Origin of the sequence: Streptomyces sp. AgN23, assembly GCF_001598115.1 — a bacterium.
In the GTDB taxonomy this organism is placed as follows: Bacteria; Actinomycetota; Actinomycetes; order Streptomycetales; family Streptomycetaceae; genus Streptomyces; species Streptomyces antimycoticus.
Genome location: NZ_CP007153.1, coordinates 5,331,710 through 5,355,181 on the forward strand (window position 1 = coordinate 5,331,710; position 23,472 = coordinate 5,355,181).

The 23,472-nt window shown below is 70.4% G+C and carries 20 protein-coding genes and 2 tRNA genes; 11 read left to right on the forward strand and 11 right to left on the reverse strand.

Features of this window, described 5'->3' with window-relative positions:
* Window positions 1-87 precede the first annotated feature (87 nt).
* Both ribD and AS97_RS22855 read right to left on the reverse strand, forming a co-directional pair.
* Window positions 88-963, reverse strand: coding sequence for a bifunctional diaminohydroxyphosphoribosylaminopyrimidine deaminase/5-amino-6-(5-phosphoribosylamino)uracil reductase RibD (gene ribD / locus AS97_RS22850; protein WP_210565549.1), 876 nt, complete (start codon window positions 961-963; stop codon window positions 88-90).
* A complete protein-coding gene (locus AS97_RS22855; protein WP_210565550.1) occupies window positions 963-2,510 on the reverse strand; it encodes a hypothetical protein in 1,548 nt (515 codons plus the stop codon). The genes ribD and AS97_RS22855 overlap by 1 nt, the downstream gene beginning before the upstream one ends.
* 135 nt (window positions 2,511-2,645) lie before the next feature.
* On the opposite strand from AS97_RS22855, the gene AS97_RS22860 reads away from it, so the two are divergent.
* Both AS97_RS22860 and AS97_RS22865 read left to right on the forward strand, forming a co-directional pair.
* Window positions 2,646-3,107 (forward strand): ATP-binding protein, encoded by a 462-nt coding sequence (locus AS97_RS22860; protein WP_210565551.1) that lies wholly within the window; start codon window positions 2,646-2,648, stop codon window positions 3,105-3,107.
* A 1,150-nt stretch (window positions 3,108-4,257) separates the two neighbouring features.
* A complete protein-coding gene (locus tag AS97_RS22865; RefSeq protein ID WP_210565552.1) occupies window positions 4,258-4,461 on the forward strand; it encodes a hypothetical protein in 204 nt (67 codons plus the stop codon).
* Here the strand turns inward: AS97_RS22865 and AS97_RS22870 are convergent.
* Complete coding sequence (locus tag AS97_RS22870) at window positions 4,418-4,858, reverse strand: GntR family transcriptional regulator (RefSeq protein WP_210565553.1); 441 nt, start codon at window positions 4,856-4,858, stop codon at window positions 4,418-4,420. The two genes, AS97_RS22865 and AS97_RS22870, sit on opposite strands and share 44 nt — an antisense overlap.
* A gap of 143 nt (window positions 4,859-5,001) precedes the next feature.
* On the opposite strand from AS97_RS22870, the gene AS97_RS22875 reads away from it, so the two are divergent.
* The 7 genes from AS97_RS22875 to AS97_RS22905 all read left to right on the forward strand — a co-directional run bounded on the left by AS97_RS22875 (window position 5,002) and on the right by AS97_RS22905 (window position 10,716).
* Window positions 5,002-5,340, forward strand: a complete 339-nt coding sequence (locus AS97_RS22875; protein WP_147966917.1) for a hypothetical protein — start codon at window positions 5,002-5,004, stop codon at window positions 5,338-5,340.
* Entirely contained in the window at window positions 5,337-5,543 is a 207-nt protein-coding gene (locus AS97_RS22880; protein WP_210565554.1) for a hypothetical protein, read from the forward strand. The genes AS97_RS22875 and AS97_RS22880 overlap by 4 nt, the downstream gene beginning before the upstream one ends.
* Entirely contained in the window at window positions 5,540-6,931 is a 1,392-nt protein-coding gene (locus AS97_RS22885; protein WP_210565555.1) for an FtsK/SpoIIIE domain-containing protein, read from the forward strand. The genes AS97_RS22880 and AS97_RS22885 overlap by 4 nt, the downstream gene beginning before the upstream one ends.
* A 54-nt stretch (window positions 6,932-6,985) precedes the next feature.
* Complete coding sequence (locus AS97_RS22890; protein ID WP_210565556.1) at window positions 6,986-7,666, forward strand: DUF2637 domain-containing protein; 681 nt, start codon at window positions 6,986-6,988, stop codon at window positions 7,664-7,666.
* A 133-nt stretch (window positions 7,667-7,799) separates the two neighbouring features.
* Complete coding sequence (locus AS97_RS22895; RefSeq protein WP_210565557.1) at window positions 7,800-9,263, forward strand: zinc finger-like domain-containing protein; 1,464 nt, start codon at window positions 7,800-7,802, stop codon at window positions 9,261-9,263.
* Window positions 9,260-9,442 (forward strand): helix-turn-helix domain-containing protein, encoded by a 183-nt coding sequence (locus AS97_RS22900; protein ID WP_059147227.1) that lies wholly within the window; start codon window positions 9,260-9,262, stop codon window positions 9,440-9,442. Before AS97_RS22895 ends, AS97_RS22900 begins: the two co-directional genes overlap by 4 nt.
* Window positions 9,442-10,716 carry a tyrosine-type recombinase/integrase gene (locus tag AS97_RS22905; RefSeq protein ID WP_210565558.1) on the forward strand — a complete coding sequence of 425 codons (1,275 nt, stop codon included), beginning with the start codon at window positions 9,442-9,444 and terminating at the stop codon, window positions 10,714-10,716. The genes AS97_RS22900 and AS97_RS22905 overlap by 1 nt, the downstream gene beginning before the upstream one ends.
* Before the next feature lie 91 nt (window positions 10,717-10,807).
* Here AS97_RS22905 and AS97_RS22910 read toward each other — a convergent pair.
* Window positions 10,808-10,880, reverse strand: a tRNA-Arg gene (locus AS97_RS22910).
* Between the two features lie 428 nt (window positions 10,881-11,308).
* A tRNA-Ser gene (locus tag AS97_RS22915) sits at window positions 11,309-11,399 on the reverse strand.
* Window positions 11,400-11,721: 322 nt separating this feature from the next.
* Between AS97_RS22915 and AS97_RS22920 the strand changes: the two genes are divergently transcribed.
* Together AS97_RS22920 and AS97_RS22925 are read left to right on the forward strand one after the other, a co-directional pair.
* On the forward strand, window positions 11,722-12,171 hold the full coding sequence (locus AS97_RS22920; RefSeq protein ID WP_086708783.1) for an SSI family serine proteinase inhibitor: 450 nt from the start codon (window positions 11,722-11,724) through the stop codon (window positions 12,169-12,171).
* Between the two features lie 213 nt (window positions 12,172-12,384).
* The gene (locus AS97_RS22925) at window positions 12,385-16,800 is read left to right on the forward strand and encodes a PAS domain-containing protein (protein ID WP_210565559.1); all 4,416 of its coding nucleotides are present in this window, start codon (window positions 12,385-12,387) and stop codon (window positions 16,798-16,800) included.
* A gap of 266 nt (window positions 16,801-17,066) precedes the next feature.
* Here the strand turns inward: AS97_RS22925 and AS97_RS22930 are convergent, their stop codons facing one another.
* The 6 genes from AS97_RS22930 to AS97_RS22955 all read right to left on the reverse strand — a co-directional run bounded on the left by AS97_RS22930 (window position 17,067) and on the right by AS97_RS22955 (window position 23,398).
* Window positions 17,067-18,725, reverse strand: coding sequence for a long-chain fatty acid--CoA ligase (locus AS97_RS22930; RefSeq protein ID WP_086708784.1), 1,659 nt, complete (start codon window positions 18,723-18,725; stop codon window positions 17,067-17,069).
* A 179-nt stretch (window positions 18,726-18,904) separates the two neighbouring features.
* Entirely contained in the window at window positions 18,905-19,435 is a 531-nt protein-coding gene (locus tag AS97_RS22935) for a SigE family RNA polymerase sigma factor (protein ID WP_125758508.1), read from the reverse strand.
* A gap of 297 nt (window positions 19,436-19,732) precedes the next feature.
* Entirely contained in the window at window positions 19,733-20,611 is an 879-nt protein-coding gene (locus AS97_RS22940) for a DUF1906 domain-containing protein (protein ID WP_059147222.1), read from the reverse strand.
* 53 nt (window positions 20,612-20,664) lie between these two features.
* A complete protein-coding gene (locus tag AS97_RS22945) occupies window positions 20,665-21,831 on the reverse strand; it encodes a lipid-transfer protein (RefSeq protein ID WP_059147221.1) in 1,167 nt (388 codons plus the stop codon).
* Window positions 21,828-22,307, reverse strand: a complete 480-nt coding sequence (locus AS97_RS22950; RefSeq protein ID WP_059147220.1) for a MaoC family dehydratase — start codon at window positions 22,305-22,307, stop codon at window positions 21,828-21,830. Before AS97_RS22950 ends, AS97_RS22945 begins: the two co-directional genes overlap by 4 nt.
* A 101-nt stretch (window positions 22,308-22,408) precedes the next feature.
* Window positions 22,409-23,398: an OB-fold domain-containing protein gene (locus AS97_RS22955; RefSeq protein WP_059147219.1), complete on the reverse strand. Its 990-nt coding sequence runs from the start codon at window positions 23,396-23,398 to the stop codon at window positions 22,409-22,411.
* Between the last annotated feature and the right edge of the window lie 74 nt (window positions 23,399-23,472).

The window sequence follows — 23,472 nt, forward strand, 5'->3', positions numbered from 1 at the left end:
TGGCCAGCTCGGCCCCGAGCTGGCGCCACCGTGGCAGCAAGTCCGACGGGCCAACAGGCAGCAAGATCACCATCTACAGCTGGAGTACTAGGGCATGCGTTCCGCCATCAGCCGCATGTACGTGCCGATGGGCTGTGTGGCGCCCATACGAAACCCGTCCGGGATTAGGTCAAGCCCACTCACTGCTGTCGGCCTGGCCGAGGGCAGCGTTTTAGGCACCTCGATGATCAGGCGATCTACAGCGTCAGTGAGCAACCGTGCTGCTTCGTTAAATTTTCCTTCGATCAGCAGCGTGCGCGCCCCCGCCTCGGCCAGTGCATGTAGAGCCTTCGCGGGCTCGTCGCCGAGTGGGGAAACCGGGACTCGGAAGGCATCTTCACCGTGACCGCCTGGCACGCCTTCCTCAATCGCCCCGTCTCGCCGTATCACCAAATCGTGCGTGCGGCGGAGCTCGGTCAGGGTCTGGTCGCCGTGGTCCTCGTCGGCACCGGCGGTGTACGCCCACGTGATGTGCGGCCTCCCCGTACGCAGCGAGTGCAGCCACGGACCGAGCACGAGCAACGCTTCCTGCTCCAGGACGCCACGCTCCACCTCAATGCCGGCCTGTTCCAGCACCGCCGCGCCGCCCTCCCCTCGCGAGGTGGGGTCCATGACGGCCATCAGCACGCGGGACACCTTCGCGTCGATCAGGGCCTGTCGGCACGGCGGGGTCCGGCCGTGGTGGTTGCAGGGCTCCAGGGTCACGACCGCCGTGCCACCCTCGGCCCGCTCCCCCGCTGCGGTGAGCGCGTTCACCTCGGCGTGGTGGTCGCCCTTGCGGAGGTGGTAGCCCTCGCCGACTGGTACGCCGTCGCGGTCGAGGATCACGCACCCGACGGGCGGGTTGGGGCTCGTCGTCCCGAGACCCTGGGCAGAGATGGCGATTGCTCGCCGCATGGCCGTCAGTTCGTTGGGCGTGGCCATCAGAACCCCGCATTCTCCTTGACTGCGTCGAGTAGATCCCGCACAGCGGGAACATTACTCGCCGCCGCGAGAGCGTTGACTGCCGTGACTGCCTCTTGCAGAGTGCGGCCGGAACCGGAGCCGCGGGCCATGTCGAGAACGGCTGCTGCCTCGGCGGCGGCCTGCTCGTACTCCTGGATTCCCACGTAGGCCATCGCGAGCCGCGCCTGGGCGAATCCCCGGTCGCGCTGATAGACATCCGGAAGTTCGGTCAGTGCGGTCTGGAAGGTCGAGACCGCTCGGTCCGGCCGGGACAGGTTGAGCCAGCAATTCGCGCGCTGGATTTCGATGTAGCTGGGCGTGCAGAAATCCCCGTGGCCGGACCGGGCGTCACCGGAGGATTCGGCGATGGCGGCGAACTCGTGGGCCTCATCCAGCTTCCGATGACAGGCGTTCTCTTCCCCGTCGAGCGCAAGTCCCTGCGCCTCCTGCTGGATGGCGGCCGCCTTCATCGGGCGGGAGAGCGCTCGTTCGTGACGCTGTACGGCCTGGGCGAGTCCGATCGCCTGGCCTGCGTTCTTCTTCCCCGCCGCAAGCTGGCTGCGACGGAACAGCGTCCACGAGAGCATGGCTTCGTCTCCGGCCTCCATGGCCCATTCCATGGCCCGGCTCGTCCACGTCTCCGCGCTGGACACGTCCATGGAGTCTTCGTGGAGCCATGCGGCGGACTCGGCGTACTGGGCCGAGAGCTTCAGCAGTTCCTGCCGGTGCTCGCCCCGGCTGTCCTCCAGGAGACCTTGCAGCATGTCGAGCTGCTGATGCACTCCTGTGAGGGCGTGACGCGGGCCGAAGAGGTTATCGGCCCTGACCAGGGTGTGCCACATGTCGCGGAAGTGCTCGATCGCTGCTTCGCCTCGTCCGGCGGGGAGTCGCTGTGGTCTGGTGGGCTTGGGACTCACGATCTCAGCGGAAGCGTTGACGGCACGGAGGGGTCCGCTTCCTTGCAGGGCGACGCCAATTGCGTGCCCCAGAAGGGCTCGGCGATTTATCGGCACGATCTGCTCCCTTCCATCGACGTACACCGAAACCAGAACGATTTCGGGTAGCGCAGCCGCGTCCGCCGAATTCGAGGGGTCCACGTGCACAATCGGCAGATCGGGAATTGCCCCCGTTGTGGGTAGGGACGGGGGTTCGTTCGAGCCGTCTGGGCTACTGCGAGCGTAAGCCTGGTTCTGGGCAGCGGCGGCCGGTGACGGGGTACCCTCCCACGGCCGCTCGGGCAGGTCGAGCATGTGGCCGGGAATGCCCAGTCCATCAGCGATGCGTTCCATGACGACGACGCTGCGAATACCCCGATCACCTCGGATCACGTCGCCGACGCGCGCGCTGGTCATCTTGGTGACGGCGGCGGCGATCGCCGCGTAGCTCGCTGGGGCTCGTCTGTTGACGAGACGGAAGATCTCGCCGAAGTCCCTTCGCCTGCACGCCCGTTTCATGTCCTCGCTCAGGAGCAAGCGGTCCGGGATGGTGAGGGGGTATCCGCTGCGCCTGGCTTCACGTTCACTCATCGGCCGCTCACGAGGTGTAGGGACGTGCGTCCAGTCCAGCGTAGATCGCGCCATGGATTGGGGTACCCCATTTCGCCTCCCGGGGTACCCCGTTGGCTGTCCCGATGATGGCGTCTCACCTGCACGCTTGTGGCCATGAAGCCAGAGCTGACAGGCCCGGATGGACGCGTGGTGGTGAGGCGTTGGACCCGCCACCCCCGTTGTGTCGCCCTGGCCCGAGCCGACTTGCGTAAGGCTCTGGCTGGTTGGGGGTTGATCGCGGTCGAAGAGGTCGCGCTGTTGGTGCTGTCCGAATTGATAACGAACGCCGTGCGGCATGCGCGGGTGCCGGGACGCCAGATCGAGACGCGTTATCTGCACCAGGGCAACAAGGTGCAGATCGAGGTTCACGACGCTGCCGACCAGCTGCCCGAGCTGAGGACGCCTACCCCCGAAGCGATACGCGGCCGAGGGCTGGTCCTGGTGGACACGCTCGCTGATCAGTGGGGCGTGACCCGACGGCCAACAGTGGGCAAGGCGGTCTGGGCCGTCCTCGCACTTCCTGTCGACGAACAGACCTCACTGGCCGATAGAGAGCGTAGAGAGGGGCAGTCGTGACGACCGCCGGAAACTCCGTGATACGGCAAGGCGATTGGACCCTATGGACCCTGAGCACAGACGTCACCGGGAGTCCTCCGATCTTGGAGGCCGAATGCACGACGTGCGACGACTCATCCGGGGCGGCTGAAGAGGCCAAGCAGCCGGAGGTGTGGTGTCTGCGCCACGCGAACCAGACGGGCCACACCGGATTCCGGATGATCATCACGAGCTTCTTCCGCGCGTCCCTGGCGAACGTGGGCGCTTCCGCGACGGCTGCGCGTGGGCGAACGGTGACGCCTGACGCGTAGCCCCTCAAGGCTGGGCGGGGGTCGCAGTCGTGGAGGGACCGGCGGCCCCCGCCCTCAACAACTTCAGACCTGAAGCCGGACCACCCCTCAAACCCTGGCAGGCGCGGGGTGGTCCGGCGGAGAGTCCCTGATCAGGACCCCGGTGCCGATGGTACCGGGGCGGTTGTCGTGCTCGCTTCGACTCTGCCCGTCCCCAGATGAGTTCAGACGCAGGAAAGGGATGGTGACGAGTGCGAGGCAGATGCGAGCTGCTGGCAGTCGCCAGAGCGTTTACGACACGCTGGTCAGCCACCGTGCTACGGAAACCGACGCGGAGCGGCCACGACGGCCTGAGCCACCGCGCGGCAGCAGCTGCTCCCCGCGCGCCACGGCCGGGCAGTTCGGTCTGCTCACGCACCCGCATCCGTGACGGCGACAGTACGGCGGCCGGCCACATCGGGCCGGGTCCGACGACCGACTTGCCCCCGGCCGGGCACCCCTCCCCTCCCCGCTGGCCGTTGACACGCGCACAACGGCGATGGTCGCAGTCGGCGGACGGTCCGCCATGTAAACCGCTCTGCGTAGCCGCCCCTCGACGGTTGGCAGCTCGGGCCCTTGGTCCTGGCCGTGCCGCTGCGTCGGCATGTTCGCGGTGATCACCAGGCGCTCCGTGGGAGCTGTTCCGGGTACTGACTGCGCTTGGTGGGCTACTGGTGCGGGGTGGCGCGCTGAGTGGCACGGGGGCGCCGTTGAGCGGGGCGGCAGACAGGAGCGGGCGGCGGCCACGGGCCGCCAGCGCGCGCGGCCCGCGCAAGCGGGCCGCCTTGATCCAGTAAGGAAACTCTGAACAGCTCGCACCAGAAGATCGCCGGAGGATCGCAATGCAGGATGCGCGCGACCAACGCGCAGACGACAAGGGGGAACTGGTGCTGACCGAGCAGGAGCGGGCGCTGTTGGCCGAGATCGCGGCCATGACTGAGCGCCTGCGCGGTGAGCTGGAAGAGATTCGCGCGGAGGTGATGGAGATCCAGGAAGGACGGTCTACGAGTGCTGCCGCGACTTCAGTTCGGCGACTTCCTGCTTGAGGGTCTGGACCTCCGCGTTCAAGGTGCGGAGCTGGTCCCGGACCTCTAGGAGTGCTTCGGTGATGGTCCCGGTGGGTTCTGTGCTCGCCGGGGCCTCGCTCGTTCCGGCCGCCGCCTGGAGAGGCGAGTAGCGCTTGGCCTCGATCAGCTCGCCGCCGGGGCCGATCACGTCGGCTACGTAACTGCCACGCCCCTGCACGGTGTAGATCAAGCCCTCTTCGCGGAGCACGCGCAGGGCACTGCGGGCGGTCATGTTGGCGATGCCGAACCGCTCTTGCAGCTCGCGGTGCGAGGGGAGCTGTTCCCCCGGCTTGAGCTTGCCCGCCTTGATCTCGGCCCGGATGGCCTCGGCTGCCTGCTGATACGGCGGGCGGGCGTCGTGCGTCGACGGCGTCATGACCCCAGGGTAGCCGGGTTAGCCCACCTAACACACCCAGACCCCTGAACTTCCATAGCTAGCTCGCTTGACCTAGCTAGCCTGGCTAGGTAATAGTTGTGCCTCGATCGCACAAGCGGTCGGCCACGAAAGGGAGTTCAAGCATGGCTATGACCCGTATCCGCGTGGGGCTGCTGCCCTCCACTCAGTTCATCGCTGGCACCCTCCCGGTGCCGAAGGTCAAGAACCCTGAGACGGGGGAGGTCGCCACCGACCGCGACACCGGGGAGACCCTGCACACCCTGACCGTGTTCCTCATGGAAGAGGGACGCGCCGAGCAGATGAAGATCACCGTTCCCGAGAGCGGCCTGCCGGGCGGTCTCCAGCCGGGGATGCCGGTGCGGGTAGCGGAGCTGTTCGCCACTCCGTGGGCGCGGCTCTTCAACGGCCAGCTGTCCGACGGCGTGGCCTACCGGGCGGCGGCCCTGGAGCTGGTCAAGTGACCGCCCCGACCGGACCGGCCCCGGCGTATCCGGTGGCGCCGGAGAGCGGGGATGACGACTCGCGGTTCACCAACGGCCTGATCTTCGACGTGGTCGAGGTGATCGAGTCGCACGGCTACCCGAAGTTCACATCGGGCCGTGACCTGCTGGAACTGCGGATATCCCTCTTCCGATTCCTCTACGAGAACAAGGACGCGATGTGACTGTGGGAGAGGTCATCGGGTCTGCCCCGGCTGTTGCCGGGGCGGCCCTGGCCCTGATCGGTATATGGGCCCTGTGGTGGCTGGTGCGCTATGTGCGTGCCGACAAGATGACGCGGGCGAGCATGCGGCAGGCCATCGGTGTACGGCGTCGCTGGCGTCGGCTGGCCCCGATGGTCGGGTTGTCGGTGACCGACAAGACGCCTCCGGCCGTGATCGTGGCGCCGGACGGGAAGGTGCCTAAGCCCCGGGTCCTGATCCCGAAGATCAGGGTCGCGGTTGACCGGTACGGGGTGCTGGTACACGCGGTCTGCCTGCCCAAGGTCGGTCTGGCCGAGTTCCAGAAAGCGGCGCCGTACCTGGCCGACGCCTGGCGGTGCACCCGGGTTTCGGTCCTGCCGGATAGGCCGGGTGAGCTGGTGATCCGTGGGGTGCGGGTTGATCCGCTGATCGTCCCCACCGAGCACACCCCGACCGGCGCTGTGCCGGAGGATCTGGCGGTGTGGGATCTGGGCCTGGACGAGTACGCGCTGCCGGTGAGCGTGAGCCTGGCCAACGTGCCCGGTGTCACCGTGGCGGGGTTGCCCGGCTTCGGTAAGACGTCCCTGGTCAACCGGTTCATGTGCGATACGGCGCCGTCCGATGCGGTGCAGTACGCGGTGGCTGACGGCAAGGTCACCTCATCCCATGAAGGCGACTACGCCGACCTGACCGAGCGGATCTTCGCGTTCGTCGGTGACGATCTGGAAGAGGCGAACGCGCTCTTCACGCGACTGGTCAAGCTGCGGCGGGACCGGTCGGCGTCCATCCGGGCCTTGCTGGGCGTGAAGAACATGTGGCACGTCGGGCCCTCGGCCGCCTGGCCGCTCACGGTGCTCATCGTGGACGAAGCGCACACCTACTTCCGCGACTACAAGGGGTCGGACACGCGGACGAAGAAGCTCGCCGCGCTGGCTGCCGAGAACGCGCGGCTGGTGGAGGACCTGGTGAAGAAGGGGCGCAACGTCGGCATCCTGGTGATCATCGCGACGCAGAAGGCGACCGGGGATGCCATCCCCACCTTCATCCGGGACGTGTGCCCGGTGGGTCTGTCCTTCGCCCAGAAGACCGCCGAAGCGGCCGTGGTCGCGCTGGGGGAGGACATCCGGAACTGGCCGGACGCCAGCCCGACCGCGCTCCAGGACCCTGCCTATGTCGGTGTGGCGGCCATGGCTCACCAGGGCCGCCCCGGCTTCGCCCGCATCCGCACCCCGTACGTGGCCGATGCGGACGCTGCCCGCATCGCCACCGAGACAGCGCACCTGACCCGCGACCCCGCCGAACTCCTGGAGGAACTGGCGGTCTCCGCGATGCGGGTGGAGGACCCGTTCACCAAGAGGGATGCGGCCTGACCCGTCCCCGGCCCCGGCCCGCTCGTCACGAGACCTAGAGGGAGGTGAATCCCTATGTCTGAGGATCGGATCACTCAGCGCACCGTGACCGTGGTCATGGGCATCATCGCGGCCCTGGCCTTCGTCTTCTCCTTCGGCAACGTCTGGGCCCTGGCCCTGCGCCTCGGCGTCCCCGGCCCCATCGCTCCCCTGATCGCGCCGATGGTGGATCTGTCCGTTGTCGGCCTCCTGGTGGCCCTGCGCTACCTGTCCCTGCGCGGTGTCCCGGCGGAGCAGATCAAGGGCGCTACCCGGCTGATGCACGTGTCCGGGCTGCTGACCCTGGCTCTCAACGTCGCCGAGCCGATCGTGGCCGGGCACTACGGCAGGGCCGCCGTGGACGCGGTCGCCCCGCTCCTCCTCCTGGGCTGGGGAGCCGTCGGCCCGCAACTCCTGCGCCACTTCCACACCGTCGCCCACACCACCCCGACCCCGGCCGCGCCTGACGCTCCGGTCAAGCAGGCCCCGGCCCCCGCGCCCGAGCCTGCCCCGGCCCCCGAACCGGTCTCGCCGCCGGTCGCGCCAAAGCCTGAGGCTTCCCCGGCGGTCACGGTGCCCGTGCCGCTGCTGAACGCGGCCCGCACCATCGCCGACACCTACCGGGCCGAGCACGGCGAGCCCATCACCCCGGCCCAGCTCCGGGCCCGCCTCGGCGTCGCACTGCCGCTGGCCACCGCCACGCACGCCCAGCTCTGACCCCGTGCCGGCCGTTCCGGCAATCCAGAAACCCCCGCCCCTGACCGGGCCCGGATTCGTCATGCCCCGAGCAGCACCCGCACCCCTCGCCGAGTGCTGCCCGGGGCCTCTTCCCCGAAAGGATGCGTCACCCGTGAAACCCCCTCTGGACCTGCGCCACGTGGCGAGCCTGGCCCTGCGGGACCTCATCGAGCTTGCCCATCTCCCCGACTTCGATCGCGTCCAGGACCAGATCAGCCGAATCCGCGGTTGTACCCGGCCGGTTCAGCTCGTCGGCTCGACCGAGACCCGCGACACGACAACGGACACCGTCGTCCGCTCGTACAGCACCGCCAACGAACCCACTGGGCGGCTGCTGACCGCCTGCGGCAACCGCCGCTCCTCCCGCTGCCCGGCCTGCTCCCGCCTCTACGCCGCCGACACCTACCACCTGATCCGGGCCGGGCTCTCCGGCGGCAAGAGTGTGCCGGAGACCGTGCGCACGCACCCGCGCCTGTTCGTCACCCTGACCGCTCCGTCGTTCGGGCCGGTCCACAACCGCCGCACCACCGACGCGGGCGAGAACCTGGCCTGCCGCTGCGGCGAACGCCACCCCGCCGACGACCCTGCCTTGGGCACTCCGCTGTCCCCGGCCACCTACGACTACACCGGCGCCGTGCTCTGGAACGCCCACGCCGGAGCCTTGTGGGCACGCTTCACCACCTACCTGCGCCGAGAGCTGGCCGCGCACCTCGGCATGACGCAGAAGGCGCTGAACGCGGCGCTGCGGGTCTCCTTCGCGAAGGTTGCCGAGTACCAGCGGCGCGGCCTGGTCCACTTCCACGCCGTGATCCGCCTCGACGGCCCCGAGGGCAACAACGAACCCCCGCCACGCTGGGCCACCGCCGACGCGCTCAGCCACGCGGTCACCGAGGCGGCCGAACGCGCCGTGCTCACGGTCACCTCCGACGCCATCGGCGAACGCGAAATCCGGTGGGGCGATCAGCTCGACATCCGGGAGATCGCGGCCCTGGGCGACGGTGAGCTGACGGATCAGAAGGTGGCGGCCTACGTCGCGAAGTACGCCACCAAGAGCGCCGAGGACTCCGGCACGGTCGACCGCTCCCTGCGCTGCCCCCACTGCACCGGACGCGGATACCAGACCGGCCCCGATGGCTTCCGCGACCTGTGCGACCAGTGCGAGGGCACCGGTCAGTCCGAACCCATCGCGGACCTGCCCGTGCACAGCCACGTCCGCCAGATGATCCGCACCGCCTGGAACCTCGGCCACCTCCCCGAATACGCCGAACTCAAGCTCTGGAAGTGGGCCCACATGCTCGGCTTCCGAGGCCACTTCTCCAGCAAATCCCGCCACTACTCCACCACCCTCGGCGCACTCCGCGACATCCGCCGCACCTGGCGCACCGAACAAGCACGCGCGGCAGAGGACCGGCCCGAGCTGGACGAGGAAACCACGCTCGTCGTCTCCCACTGGCAATACCTCGCCTCCGGCTACAGCCCCGGCGAAGAACTCCTCGCCGCCCAGGTACGCCACGACATCGCCCAAGCCCGCGACCACGCCGATCGCCGCAAGACAGAGGGAGAACCGTGGCTGTGACCCCGGGACTGCTCAACGTGGACCAGGTCGCGGCTCGGCTCCAGGTGAGCCGCTGGACGGTCTACAACCTCATCCGCTCACGGGAGCTGGCCTCCCTGACAATCGGCCGCTGCCGACGCATCACCGAATCCGCCCTGCACGACTACATCCACCGCCAGACCGAAGGAGAGGCCGCCTGATGGCCGGTAGGAACGTCAACGGAGAAGGCACGATCGTCCAGCGCAAGGACGGCCGTTGGCACGGAGCGGCGTACGTCCTCACGCCGGACGGCACGTACAAACGGCGCTTCGTCTACGGCAAGAGCTGGGATGACGTTCACGAAAAGCTGACCCGCCTCAAGGCGGACTCACAGAGCGGTATTCCCGTCGTCACGAGCAAGCTGAGCCTGGGCGAGTTCCTGATGTACTGGCTGGCCAACGTCGCTCGCATCAAGGTGCGGCCGTCCACGTACGCGGCCTACGAAACGCTCGTACGGATCTACCTCGCTCCGGGCCTGGGGAAGAAGAAGCTGGCCCGGCTCACCGCACGGGACATCCGGGCCTTCCTCGCCACCACCGCGCGTACGTGCCAGTGCTGCGCTCAAGGGAAGGACAAGGCGCGCACGGAGCGGAAACGCCGCTGCTGCGCGCTGGGCAAGTGCTGCGAGTCGTACCCGTCCGATCGGACCGTGCGTTTCCTCCTGGTGCTGCTGCGGGCGGCACTGGAGCACGCGGTGCGGGAGGACGAGCTACCGCGCAACGTGGCAAAGAACGTCGAGCTGGGCATGGGCACGAAGCGCGAGATAGAGCCGCTGACCGTGGAGGAGGGGCGTCGGCTCCTGGCGGCGGCGCGTGGCAATCGGATGTGGGCGGCGTACGAACTGGCCGTACGGATCGGGCTGCGACGCGGGGAAGTCCTCGGCCTTCGGTGGAAGGACGTGGATCTTACGGACGGCACAGTCACCATCCGCCAGACGCTCCAGCGCGTTGGCGGGGAACTGCTGGTCGCTGCTCCGAAGACTCAGCGCTCGGCCCGCCGGGTGGCGCTGCCCGGCGAGTGCGTGACGGCGCTCCGCGCTCGCCGAGCCCAGCAACACGGAGACCGCCTTGCGGCAGGAGACAAGTGGAAGGACGACGGCAGGGATCTCGTCTTCACCACGAAGAACGGAACGCCCATCGAACCGCGCAACCTGAACCGCGCCTTCACCCTCCTGTGCGACAAGGCAGGCGTCCGGCGCGTCCGGTTCCATGATCTCCGGCATACCTGCGCGTCGCTGCTGCACGAGAAGGGGGCCGACGCCCGGATGATCATGGAAGTGCTCGGGCACAGTTCGATCCGCGTGACGATGGACATCTACACCTTCGTCCGGCTGGACTCTCAGCGCTCGGCCTTCGATCGCGTCGGCGATGCCCTGCGTGACATCAGCGGCGACGATGACGATGACGGCCGGAGCGACGTCCCCGTATCCGACTGATCCAACCCGTGTGACCGTTGATGTCAGTTTGGATGTCAACCCATACGTCAGAGGCCCCTTCCGATGATCGGAAGGGGCCTCTGAGCTGCTGCGCGCTCGGCAGGATTCGAACCTGCAACCTCTTGATCCGTAGTCAAGTGCTCTATCCGTTAAGCTACGAGCGCTTGGCTTCCCGGCGGTTTTTCTTGCCGGTCGGCGTTGCGGGGACAACATTACATGACCTCCGCCGCCAGGCGAAATCCGTTTCGCACACCCCCACTGACCTGCGAAAACTCCGTTTTCAGGGGAGGCCGGAGCGGCCGTCGGGGGGCGCCGGGGAGCGAGCCTTCGCGCCGCGAGGCGGTGGGGAAGTGACGGCCGGCGTCACGGAGGGCCACAGAGCGGCCACCCTCCGTCGCCTCGGCGAGAGTCCGGGGCGGGCAGGGCTATGGGGGCGCAGTCGCGCGGAGCCGCAGTCACCGTCTCCGGCGCCGCAGTAAGGGGAGCACGGGCGGGCATCGTCGCGCGGGGCCGCTGCCATGATCATTGGCGGCAGGCCGCGGAAACGACACAGGGAGCCCGTGCCGTAGGCACAGACTCCCTGATCAGAGAGCGGAGGCTGAGGGATTTGAACCCTCGATGGGCTTTAAGGCCCAAACCGCATTAGCAGTGCGGCGCCATAGACCAGACTAGGCGAAGCCTCCAGCACATCGGTTTCGCTCGCGCGAGCGCGATGTGGTGTGTGCAGATGATGTCATAGCCCAGCGGGATGTCACCAATCGCGGACTACGGTACTCGGCGGGCGGGGCCCATCGCAAAGCCCTAACGCCCGGGTGCAGGCTCAATGCCGGAGTGCAGCCCTTACGGCGGAGCGGCAGCCCCCTTCGGCGGAGCGCCGCCCTTACCGGCCGAGCGCAGCCCTTACCGGCCGAGTGCAGCCCTTATGGCGGCGCAACGCGCGCGGCGGCGGCGCGTTAGACGGGGCAGGGGCAGCGCGCCCCGTCTGATCACTCCAGGAGTGTCCCGATGCCCCTGCTGCACCGCCTCGTCGTCACCGCCGCTCTGACGACCGCCGCCACGGCGGGCGCGCTGGCCCCCGCCGGGGCCACGCCGCTGCCGCTGCCCCTGCCGCTCGACGGGGAGAGCGCCGACCGGCTCGTGATCACCGTCAGCCAGAACGGTGAGCCCGACGACGCCTCGACCTTTGTGCTGAGCTGCCACCCGACCGGGGGTACGCACCCCCGGGCCCGGGCCGCGTGTGCGCAGCTGGACTCGCAGACCGTGTGGGGCCGGGATCCGTTCGCGCCGGTGTCGCCCGATGCGATGTGCACCGGGCAGTACGGCGGGCCGGCCACGGCTCGGGTGACGGGTCACTGGGCGGGGCGTCCCGTCAACGCCTGGTTCGACCGCACCAACGGGTGTGAAATCGCTCGATGGAATCGGTTCTCCGTCGTTTTGCGCACGCCTGGGAGCTGACCTGCGGATTGGGGCGGGAGTGAGAAGAGGACAGCACGGAGAAGTTTGTCCGGGCGTGCGTCGAGACGCGTACGTCGTGCTGCGACCTCCCTCTCATCCGCCGTCACGTCCGGCTTCGGTGGCCGTAGACTCCCCTAGAGACACTCCGCAGACGGGACGGCAGAATGACCGCGAGTGTCGGCAAGATGCAGTAGTCAGGGAGGAAGCGTCGTCGTGAGCAGCAGGCCATCCCGAGGCGCTGCTCGCCTCGCAGCGATACTCGACGCCCTCCCGGACGCCCTGTTGCTCGTCAACTGCAACGGCACGATCGTCAACGCCAACCACATCGCGCTGGAGTCCTTCGAGGCTCCGGGCACCGCCCTGGTCGGCCGTGGTCTGCTCGATCTGCTCCCCTCCTTCGATCCCAATCGCATTCCCGGGTCGATGCGGCGCCCCGAGTCGGCGCAGCGGGACGGCATCAAGCCGACCCGGATGATGGCCCGGCGCACCGACGGGGCGCAGATTCCCGTCGAGGTGACCAGCGCGAATCTGGAGGACGGGCGGACTCCTTACGCCGATCAGTACAGCTACACCGGCGATGAGCTGCTGATGCTCATCGTGCGCGACCTGACCGGGACGCTCGACACCGAGGCCGAACTCGCCCGTCAGCAGCGCCAGACCGAGATGATCCTGCGCGCGGCGGCGGAGGGCGTGGTCGGCGTGGACACCGAGGGCAAGGTGGTCCTCGTCAACCCGTCCGCCGCGCAGATCCTCGGCTACCGGGCCAGCGACATGGGCGGTCAGGAGCTTCACTCTCTTGTACACCACTCGCGCCCGGACGGTTCCCCGTTCCCGTACGAGGAATCACCCCTCGCCGACTCCCTGCGCTCCGGCCGCAAGCACCGGGTGCGCGGCCAAGTGCTGTGGGCCAAGGACGGAAGCGAGGTGCCGGTCGATCTGACCACCGCGCCCGTCCGCGACGGCGAGCAACTCGTGGGCGCGGTGATGACCTTCACCGACCGGCGTGCCGAGAAGGACATGGCGGCCCAGCACGCCGAGGAGGTGAAGCGCCTCACGACCCAGCACACGGAGGAGGTCGAGAGCCTCACCACCCAGCACGCCGAGGAGCTGGAGAACCTCACCGCGCAGCACACGAAGACCGTGGAGGAGCTGCGGACGCAGCTCGCCGAGGAGCGCGCGCGGTACACGGCACAGCTGGAGTCCGTCACCGCCCGGAACAGCCAGCTGCTCGCCGTGCTGGACCAGTCGCTGCGCGGACCGCTGCTGCAACTGCGCGGCGAACTCGGTGTGCTCGCCGACGACCCGGCCGGGCAGCTGTGGCCCGAGGCCAACCAGATCCTGCACCACCTAGCCGCCGGCTACACCCGGATGACCACGCTCGTCGACAACGTCCTGAGCTATCAGCGGCTCGACGCGCACAGCGAGGAGCTGGCCCGCCGTACGGTCTCGATGGACGAGGTCGTATCGGCCAGTGTGGAGGGCGCGGTCGAGCTGATCGGCCCGGGACGCGCGCAGTTCGCCGTCCACGCGCCGCCGATCGACGCCGAGGTGGACCCGGAGCGGCTCGCCCAGGCGCTCGCCCATTTGATCGCGGACGTGGCCGGGGTCGACTCCACCGGCAACACCGCGGCGGGCAGCGCGGCGAGCGATTCGACGATCGTGGTCGCGGCGGCGCAGCGCGGCGATGTCGTACGGATCGAGGTCCGCGGGCCGTACGCGGGCGGCGACCCGGTGCACGAGCCGATCGTGCGCGGGATCGTGCGCCGGCACGGGGGCGTGCTCCAGACCCATGAGATGCCGGGCATGGGCGGTCACGCCTACGTCCTGGAGGTGCCGATCTCGGCGGCGGCCGCGGCCGAGCAGGAGCGCGCGAACGTCGACACCGCCGGGCGCGGTGACGGTACGCAGGGACAGGGCACTTCCGGCGCGGGTACGGGCGCCGACGCGGGTACGGGGACGGGCACCGCGGGAGGCAACGCCACCGGCCAGACTCCGACCGGACGCCGCGCCCGGCACGGCGCGGCCACAAGCGGCACGCCGGGCGACACCAGCGGCGGCGGTATACAGGGCAACGGCACGCTGGGCAACGGCACACAGGGCGGTACGCCGCCGCCCAACCTCCGTAAGGCCGACCCGCATACGGCCGATCCCCGTACGGCCGACCCGGGCACCCCCGCTCAGCAGGGCGCCCCGGGCACGCCCGCCGCTCTGCCCGCGGTCGTCGGCGAGGACAGCGCGGCCCAGCAGCAGGGCGCTGCCGAGACCGCGGACACCCCACGGCCCACCGGGCGGCGCAGGGCGCGCCCCCACCCCGACGAAGCGGCGGCCGCGGCCACCGGTCCGCAGCCGACGGGCGCAGCCGCCATGGGTGTTGTGCCGCCTCAGGGCATTCCGGCCCAGCAGCAGCCCCGGGGCCGCCGCGCCCGGCGCGGCGCCCCGGCGCAGGAACAGGGCGGCCCTCAGGCCGCCGGTGCCCCTGCCCAGGGCGCGAACGGCCGGCCTGCCCTCGCCCTGCCCGCGGCCGCCTCCGACACGCCCCAGCAGCCCGCCCAGCCGGTCGCATCGGGCATGCCCGCACTGCCCGCCGCCCGTACGCCCGAGGAACAGCAGCCCAACTGGGGCCAGGACACCGGCGCAGGCCGGCCGGAAGAGGTCCAGCCCACCGGACGTCGCCGCGCCCGCCGCACGCTGGCCGAGGCGCCGGCGCCCGATCAGGCGCAGCCCCAGGCCAAGGGCCAGGCACAGCCCCAACCTCAGCCGCAGCAAGCCCAGCCGCAGCCCGCGGGGGAGTCCGGTCTCGTCCGCTCTCCCTTCGCGCTGCCCCCGGCCGCCGCCGACCGGGCGCAGCCCGGCGCGCTGCCGCCGGAGCTCGGCCCGGCCGGGCTCGTCCCCGCGCAGCACGGCGCCCGTGAGGCGCGGGGCGGCGCGCCCCAGCCACAGCAGGGCGGGGGCCTGGCCGTACGAGGCGAGCCCGTACCCCCCAACGGCGCCGCACGGCCCGGGGGCTGGCCGTCCGACCCCGGTCAGGCGCAGGGCCAGGACCCGCGTCGGCCCCAGCCGCAGGCCCAGGGCCCCGGCACCGGTCAGCCCGCCGGATCGGGCATGCCCGCACTGCCCACCGCCCGTACGCCCGAGGAACAGCAGCCCAACTGGGGCCAGGACACCGGCGCAGGCCGGCCGCAGGAGGTGCCGCCCACCGGACGTCGCCGCGCCCGGCGGCCGCTGGCCGAGGAGCAGCCGGACGCGACCCAGGGTGCCCAGAGTGGCCCGGGTAATCCGGTTGGTCCGCCCCAGGGTGGCCCTGGGGGCCCGCAGCCCGCGGAGGCGAACGGGCGCCCACCGGCCCAGCAGCCACCGGCCCAGCAGCCGGCGCAGTGGCCGGACGCGCCCACGCAGCCCCGTCCGCAGCCGCTGCCCGCCGAGGCCCCGCCGCACGCCGACGCCGCCCAGGGGCGCGCGATCAGCGTGCGCACCCTCGGCCAAGGGGTGCCGTTCGCCCAGCAGGTGGGGGAGCACCCCCAGGGCCAGGCGCCGCAAGGCCAGCCGCAGGGACGCCCGCAACAGGGCCAGCCCCAGACGCCCTCCGGAGGCACCAGCTTGGGCTCCGGCAGGCGCCGCAAGCTGGCCGCCCGGCCCGAGATGGCGGACCAGGGCACCTCGGCCGAACTGCAGTCGGCCGGCAGCCGTTCGCAACCGCGCCCCGGGGCACAGACCGGCGCGCAGCCCCGCCCCCAGCCCGGGCCGGGGGCGCAGCCGCAGCGTGCGGCGAGTGCGTCGCAGAGCTCGGGCCGTGCGTTCGCCATCGGCGCGCCGGACGAGGGCGCCGAGGGGCCGGAGCCGCTGGACGGGCCCAACGGCGCCGTCGAGATCGTCGACGACCGCACCCCGCCGCCCGACGACGAACTGCCCCCGGAGCCGCTGGACAACCCGCGCCGCCTCCTCGTGTGGCCCGCGCCGGACATGTCCACCCAGCAGGCGCTGAGCGACCGCGGCTACCGTCCGGTGATCGTGAACTCCCGTGAGGAGGTCGACGCGCAGATCGCCGCGTACCCGGCGGCGCTGTTCGTCGACCCGCTGACCGGGCCGATCACCCGGACCGCGCTGCAGTCGCTGCGTACGGCCGCGGTCGCCGCCGAGGTGCCGGTGCTGGTGACCGCGGGACTCGGCCAGGCGACACGGGAGGCGGCGTACGGCGCCGACCCGGCCGTCCTGTTCAAGGCGCTCGCCCCGCGCGACAGCGAGCAGCATCCGTCGCGCGTTCTGCTGATCGAGGAGCACGAGCCGATCGCGGCGGCCCTTACGGCGACGCTCGAGCGGCGCGGGATGCAGGTCGCCCAGGCGGCGACAGACGCGGACGCGGTCTCGCTCGCGGGGCAGATGCGGCCGAATCTGGTGGTGATGGACCTGATGCAGGTGCGCCGCCGCCGGGCCGGGATCGTCGACTGGCTGCGCGGCAACGGACTGCTCAACCGCACCCCGCTGGTCGTCTACACCTCCGCGGACATCGATCCGGCGCATCTGTCGCGGCTGGCCTCGGGCGAAACGGTGCTGTTCCTCGCGGAGCGCTCGACGAGCGCGGAGGTGCAGTCGCGGATCGTGGACCTGCTGGCGAAGATCGGCACCAACTGACACACGCGGTCCTTGCGGTGACGTGCCGCCCGTAAGGGCACGCCCGCCGGTCCATACGGTGACGCGCGGCCCGTAAGGAGACACCCGCCGGTCCATACGGTGACGCGCGGCCCGTAAGGCGACACCCGCCGGTCCATACGGTGACGTGCCGCCCGTAAGGAGACACTCGCCTCCTTACGGTGACCGCGTCACCGACCGACAGGGGCTCGGGCCCGCTCGGCCCGCGCCCCCCGCTCCGGACGTTCCTCAGCCCAGTCCCAGCATGATCACAAGCCCAGCGTGGTCACATCCAGCTCCCCGTCCGCGTACTGCTTGCGGATCACCTTCTTGTTGAACTTCCCCACGCTCGTCTTCGGCACCGCCGGGATCAGCGCCCAGCGCTCCGGCAGCTGCCAGCGCGCGACCCGTTCGGCGAGGAAGGCCCGCAGCCCCGCGTAGTCGACCGTGGCGCCCTCCGTCAGCACCACCGTGGCCAGTGGCCGCTCTCCCCACTTCTCGTCCGGCACCGCCACCACCGCCGCCTCCGCGACCTCCGGGTGGCCCATCAGCTGGTTCTCCAGCTCGACCGAGGAGATCCACTCGCCGCCCGACTTGATGACGTCCTTGGCCCGGTCGGTCAGCGTCAGATAGCAGTCGGGGCTGATGGTGCCGACGTCGCCGGTCTTCAGCCAGCCGTCCTCGGTGAACTTGTCCTCGGGGCGGAACGGCTCGCCGTCCGCCCCTCCGTAGTACGCGCCCGCGATCCACGGCCCGCGTACCTCCAGCTCACCCGGCGTCTTCCCGTCCCACGGCACGACTTCGCCGTCCGCCGAGATCAACCGGCACTCGACGGACGTCGGGAAGCGGCCCTGCGAGAGCCGGTACGGCCAGGCGTCCTCCGCCGAGAGCCCGCCCGGCGGATGGGCCACGGAGCCGAGCGGAGAGGTCTCCGTCATGCCCCACGCATGGACGACGTGGATGCCGTGACGCTCCTCGTACGCCCTCATCAGGGAGGGCGGGCAGGCCGAGCCGCCGATGAAGACGTCCCGCAGACAGCTCACCTCCCGCGGCCTGGCGTCGAGTTCGGCGAGCAGCCCCTGCCAGACCGTGGGCACGGCGGCCGCGATGGTGGGACGTTCGCGCTCGATCATCTCGGCGAGCGGCTCGGGCTGGAGGAAGCGGTCGGGCATGAGTATCGAGGCGCCCGCCATGAAGGCGGCATGTGCGGTGCCCCATGCGTTGGCGTGGAACATGGGCACCACCGGCAGCAGGGTGTCGGCACCGGACATCCCGAACGACTCGGCGGTGTTGACCTGCATGGAGTGCAGATAGATGGAGCGATGGCTGTAGGCCACGCCCTTGGGGTCCCCGGTCGTCCCCGAGGTGTAGCAGAGCACGGCGGCCTGGCGCTCGTCGATCTCCGGCCAGGCGTAGTGCTGCGGCCGCCCCTCGATCAGCTCCTCGTAGTCATGGACCCGGGCGGCGCAGCCGTCCAGGACGGAACGGTCGCCGGGCCCCGCGACCACGATGTGCTTCACGGTGGTGAGGCCGGGGAGGAGCGGGGCGAGCAGCGGCAGCACCGAGCCGTTGACGATGATCACGCGATCGGCGGCGTGGTTCACGATCCAGCCGAGCTGCTCGGTGGGCAGCCGCAGGTTGAGGGTGTGCAGCACGGCGCCCATGGAGGGGACCGCGAGGTACGCCTCCAGATGCTCGCCGTTGTTCCACATCAAAGTGGCCACGGCCTGCCCCGGCTCCACCCCGAGCTCATCGCGCAGCGCGTTCGCCAACTGGATCGACCGCATGCCCACCTCGTGGAAGCTGCGGCGCCGGGGCTCGTCCTCACCGGTCCAGGTGGTCACATGGGCCGTACGGCCATGCACGAATGCCCCGTGCACGAGGATGCGGGTCACGGTCAGCGGTACGTCCTGCATCGTGCTGAGCACCGGGGCCTCCAGGGTTCCGGTTACGCGCGGGCTGAGGTTCCGCCGATTCTGCAGCCGACCGCTCGGTATGTCACTACCCCCGGACCCCGTCGATCACCCGCTCGATCGCCCCATCGGTCCCCCGGCCGACCCCCGGGGCGGTCCCCCTGGTCGGCCCTCGTCGACCGGCGCGCGGCCGATCACGCCGCGTAGCCGAGTTCCGGGTCCTCGCGGAGCTTGCCGAGGGCGCGCGAGACCGCGCTCTTGACGGTGCCGACGGACACTCCGAGTACCTCCGCCGTCTGCGCCTCGCTCAGGTCCTCGTAGTACCTGAGGACGACCATCGCCCGCTGGCGGTCCGGCAGCCGCAGTACGGCCCGCCACAGCGCGTCGCGGAGGGCCTGCCGTTCGGCGGGGTCCGGGCTGGGCCCCGTCTCGGGCTCGGGCAGCTCCTCGCAGGCGAATTCGTCGATCTTGCGCTTGCGCCACTGCGAGGTCCGGGTGTTGACCAGGGCACGCCGCACATAGCCGTCCAGCGCGTTGTAGTCCTCGATACGCTCCCACGCCAGGTACGTCTTGGTCAGCGCGGTTTGCAGCAGATCCTCGGCGTCGCACACGTTGGAGGTCAGCGAGCGGGCGGTGCGCAACAGCACCGGCCCCCGCGCCCGTACATACGAAGTGAACGACGGGAACGCGGCGGCGGATACGCCTGTGCACACGGTCGTGGTCATGGCTCAACGCTAGGAGCCGGGCAGGTCGGAGCGGATCGGCCATAAGTGCCGAAGGGGGATCAGCCTCAGGTTGTACGGGTGGGGCTGGCACCACCTCCTCCGGGGGGAGGGGGCGAGCCGAGGATCAGGGTTCCTCCCGACGGTTCCCCGAGAGCGCCCCCGAAGGCGCTCCGGGTAAGTTCCCGAGGATTCCCCGAGGATTCCCCGACGATGCCCCTCCGAGGACCCGTCCGAGAATGTCACCGAGGATGCCGTCGAGGATCCAAGGGTGTCCCGGGCGGGGCCGGTGGCGGTGGGTCACTTGATGATGGCGACCGGTGCGTCCACCTTGTTGCGGTCGATGCGCAGCTTCCGGCCGCCGTGCGTCACATCGACGTTGCCCTTGTACTGGTGGATGCGGCGGTGCGGATTCCACGCGCTCTTGGCCAGCGTCGGCTCACCGTACAGCGACGGCTTCCCCTTCCAGCGCGCGAACCACATGGCGGAGGGCAGGTCATGGACCCCGGCCCGGCGGGCCTGCTCCAGGTGGCGCACCCCGGACTCGGCGCTGCTGTAGAAGCCGGGGAAGAAGCCGCGCGAGCGGACCTCGCGGTTCCAGCCGCGGATGAAGGAGAGCGTCTTGGCGGCGCAGCTCGTCTTCGTCAGGTCGTACGCCTCCATGTCGAGGTAGAGCGCGCTGCGCTTCTTCAGGGACAGCGCCTTGGCGCGCGCGACCGCGTCCTTGCCCTCCGCGCGCCCCTGGGAGAAGGGCTTGCTGCCGATCGGCACATGCTTCTTGTTGGCGCTGCGGACGCAGGGGGCCTGGGAGCCGACGAAGATGGGCAGCACCCGCCACTTCATGCTCTTGACGCCCCGCATCCAGGAAACGGTGAGGTTGGGCTGGCTCGCACAGGCCCGGCCGCGGCCGGCGTAATAGACGCCGACGGCGCGGTAGCGGGAGCTGTTCCACGCGCGCAGGGTGGCGAGGGACGGCGCGTGGCAGGTGTCGAAGGCCCAGCCCTGGAAGACCTTGGCGCCCAGGGGGCGGGGATCTGGCAGGACCTCCGCCGAGGCGGCGGGGGTGGCACCGGCGCTCGCGGTGGCCAGCGCCGCGGCCAGACCGGCGGTCCAGCCCGTGACCTGCCATCTGCTCAGCCTGCTGGGCCTGCTCCGCCTGCTCTGCTCTCTTCGGGTCATATGACGAGTGAAGGTGGATCTCGGCGGCCCCATACCGCCGACACGCGCGCGGTTCAGCCGTCTGCGCCGAGGAGAAGCCCGGATGTCGGTACCCCGGTGCCCGCGGTGACCAGGGCGCGGGCGGCCCCCGGCACCTGATTGACGGAGCTGCCGCGGATCTGGCGGACGGCCTCGGCGATCCCGTTCATCCCGTGCAGATACGCCTCACCGAGCTGACCGCCGTGGGTATTGAGCGGCAGCGCGTCCTCGGCGACGAATCCGGCCGCCTCACCGCGTCCGCAGAAGCCGAACTCCTCCAGCTGCATCAGCACGAACGGCGTGAAGTGGTCGTAGAGGATGGCCACGTCCATATCGGCCGGGGTCAGCCCGCTGCCGCGCCACAGCTGGCGGGCCACCACCCCCATCTCGGGGAGGCCCGTCAGGTCGTCGCGGTAGAAGCTCGTCATCTGCTCCTGGCCGCGGCCCGCGCCCTGCGCCGCGGCCGTGATCACGGCGGGCGGACGCGGCAGGTCGCGCGCCCGCTCCACGCTGGTGACCACGAGCGCCTGGCCGCCGTCCGTCTCCTGACAGCAGTCGAGCAGCCGCAGCGGCTCGACGATCCAGCGGGAGGCGGCGTGATCGGCGAGGGTGATCGGCTTGCCGTGGAAGTACGCGGCCGGGTTGGTGGCCGCGTAGCGGCGGTCGGTGACGGCCACATGGCCGAAAACCTCGGGCGTCAGCCCATAGGCGTACAGATAGCGCTGGGCGGCCATGGCGACCCACGAGGCCGGGGTCAGCAGCCCGAAGGGCAGCGACCAGCCGAGCGCGGCGCCCTCGGCGGACGGCTCGCGGTGCTGTACGCCCGAGCCGAAGCGGCGCCCGGAGCGCTCGTTGAACGCGCGGTAGCAGACGACGACCTCGGCGACGCCGGTGGCGACGGCGAGCGCGGCCTGCTGCACGGTGGCGCAGGCCGCGCCCCCGCCGTAGTGGACGCGCGAGAAGAAGGTGAGATCGCCGATGCCGCACGCCTGCGCCACGGTGATCTCGGGGCTGGTGTCCATGGTGAAGGTGACCAGCCCGTCCACATCGGCCGGGGTGAGGCCCGCGTCGTCCAGGGCCGCCTGGACGGCCTCGACCGCCAGCTTCAGCTCGCTGCGGCCCGAGTCCTTGGAGAACTCGGTGGCGCCGATACCGACCACGGCGGCCCGGCCGCCCAGGGTGTCTGCCTTACGGGCGCTCATCGGGGCGTGTCCGGGGCGGTAATGAGGGCGTCGGTGGTCGCTGGGCTGTCGGTGGCCCCCTTACGGGCGTCACCGGTTCCCGGGCCGTCGGTGGGGAGCTCCACGGTGACCTTGCCGGTCACGTGGTGGCCGATACCGTTCCTGCCGGTGACGGCGACCTCCACCGTGCCCTCCGCGACCGCGGTGACCTGGCCGGTCAACACCATCTCATCGCCCGGGTAGTTGGGCGCCCCGAGCCGGATGGCGACCTTACGGAGGCGGGCCCGCGGCCCGAAGTGATCGGTGATGTATCGGCCGACCAGCCCATTGGTGGTGAGGATGTTCATGAAGATGTCCGGGGAGCCCTTCTCCTTGGCCGCCTCGGCGTCGTGGTGCACATCCTGGTAGTCCCGGGAGGCGAGGGCGCCGGCGACGATCAGGGTCCGGGTGATCGGGATACGCAGCGGCGGCAGCTCATCGCCCGTACGCACCGTCATGGGGCCGCCTCCTCGTCCGTACCGTCCGTACCGTCCGTCAGGTTCACCCGGTCCACCCGGTCCACCCGGTCCACCGGAGGGTTGTTCGCCTCGTCCGTCCCTCATCCCTCGGCGCCCCGGAACACAGGCAGCTCCAGTTCCTCGTCCACGCGCAGGAACTCCAGCTCGACGGGCATCCCGATGCGCACCTTGTCGTACGGCACTCCGGTGATGCCGCTGACCATCCGCACCCCTTCCGCGAGCTGGATCAGGCCGACCGCGTAGGGCGGGTCGAAGGCAGGGAAGGGCGGATGGTGCATGACCACATAGCTGAACACCGTGCCCGCGCCGGACGCCTCGACCGCCTCCCACCGCTGGGAACCGCACGCCCCACACCCCGGCAGCCAGGGGAAGCGCGGAGCGGCGCACTCCAGGCAGCGCTGGATGAGCAGCTGATGCCGGGCGACGCCCTCCCAGAAGCCCGCGTTGTCGCGGTTGATGACGGGGCGAGGGCGACGGGGGCGGCCGGCCGCCCGCTCCGACTCCCGCTCCCGGGTGGGCTCCGGCTCCCGTTCCAGCTTCGCCTTCGACCGCGCGGGTGCGTACTTGAGGATGCGGAAGCGGTGGGTACCGGCCAGCTCCCCCTCCCCCGTACGGACGTTCATCCGGGTGGTGACGAAGTATCCGGTGCCCAGTTTGGTGGTCTTGCGCGGCGACACCGACTCGATGACCGCGTCGAAGGTGATCTCGTCGCCGGGGCGCAGCGGCCGCACGTACTCCTGCTCGCAGTCGGTGGCGACCACCGAGCTGCAGCCCGCGTCGTCGAGCAACGCCAGCAGCTCGTCGTACGCGTCGGAGCGGGCCGAACCGCCGGGGTGCCCGGCCAGCCCGCCCATCGTCCACGCCTGCAGCATGGTCGGCGGGGCGATACCCGGATAGGCGGGGTTGGTGTCGCCCATCGCCTCGCACCAGTGCCTGATCATGGGCTCGTTGACGGGATCCCTGCCCGCGCCGCCGCTCGCGGACGTGCGCCCCTCGTACGCTCTCAGCCGTCCGTACAGCTCATCCAGCGCATTCAGTTCATCCAGGTCGTGCAGCTCATCGCGCGTCATCGCTGCCCCTGCCGCATGTCTGCCGTAGAAAGCAATCTGACTATCCGTCAGATACATCGACCCCGTCAAGAACA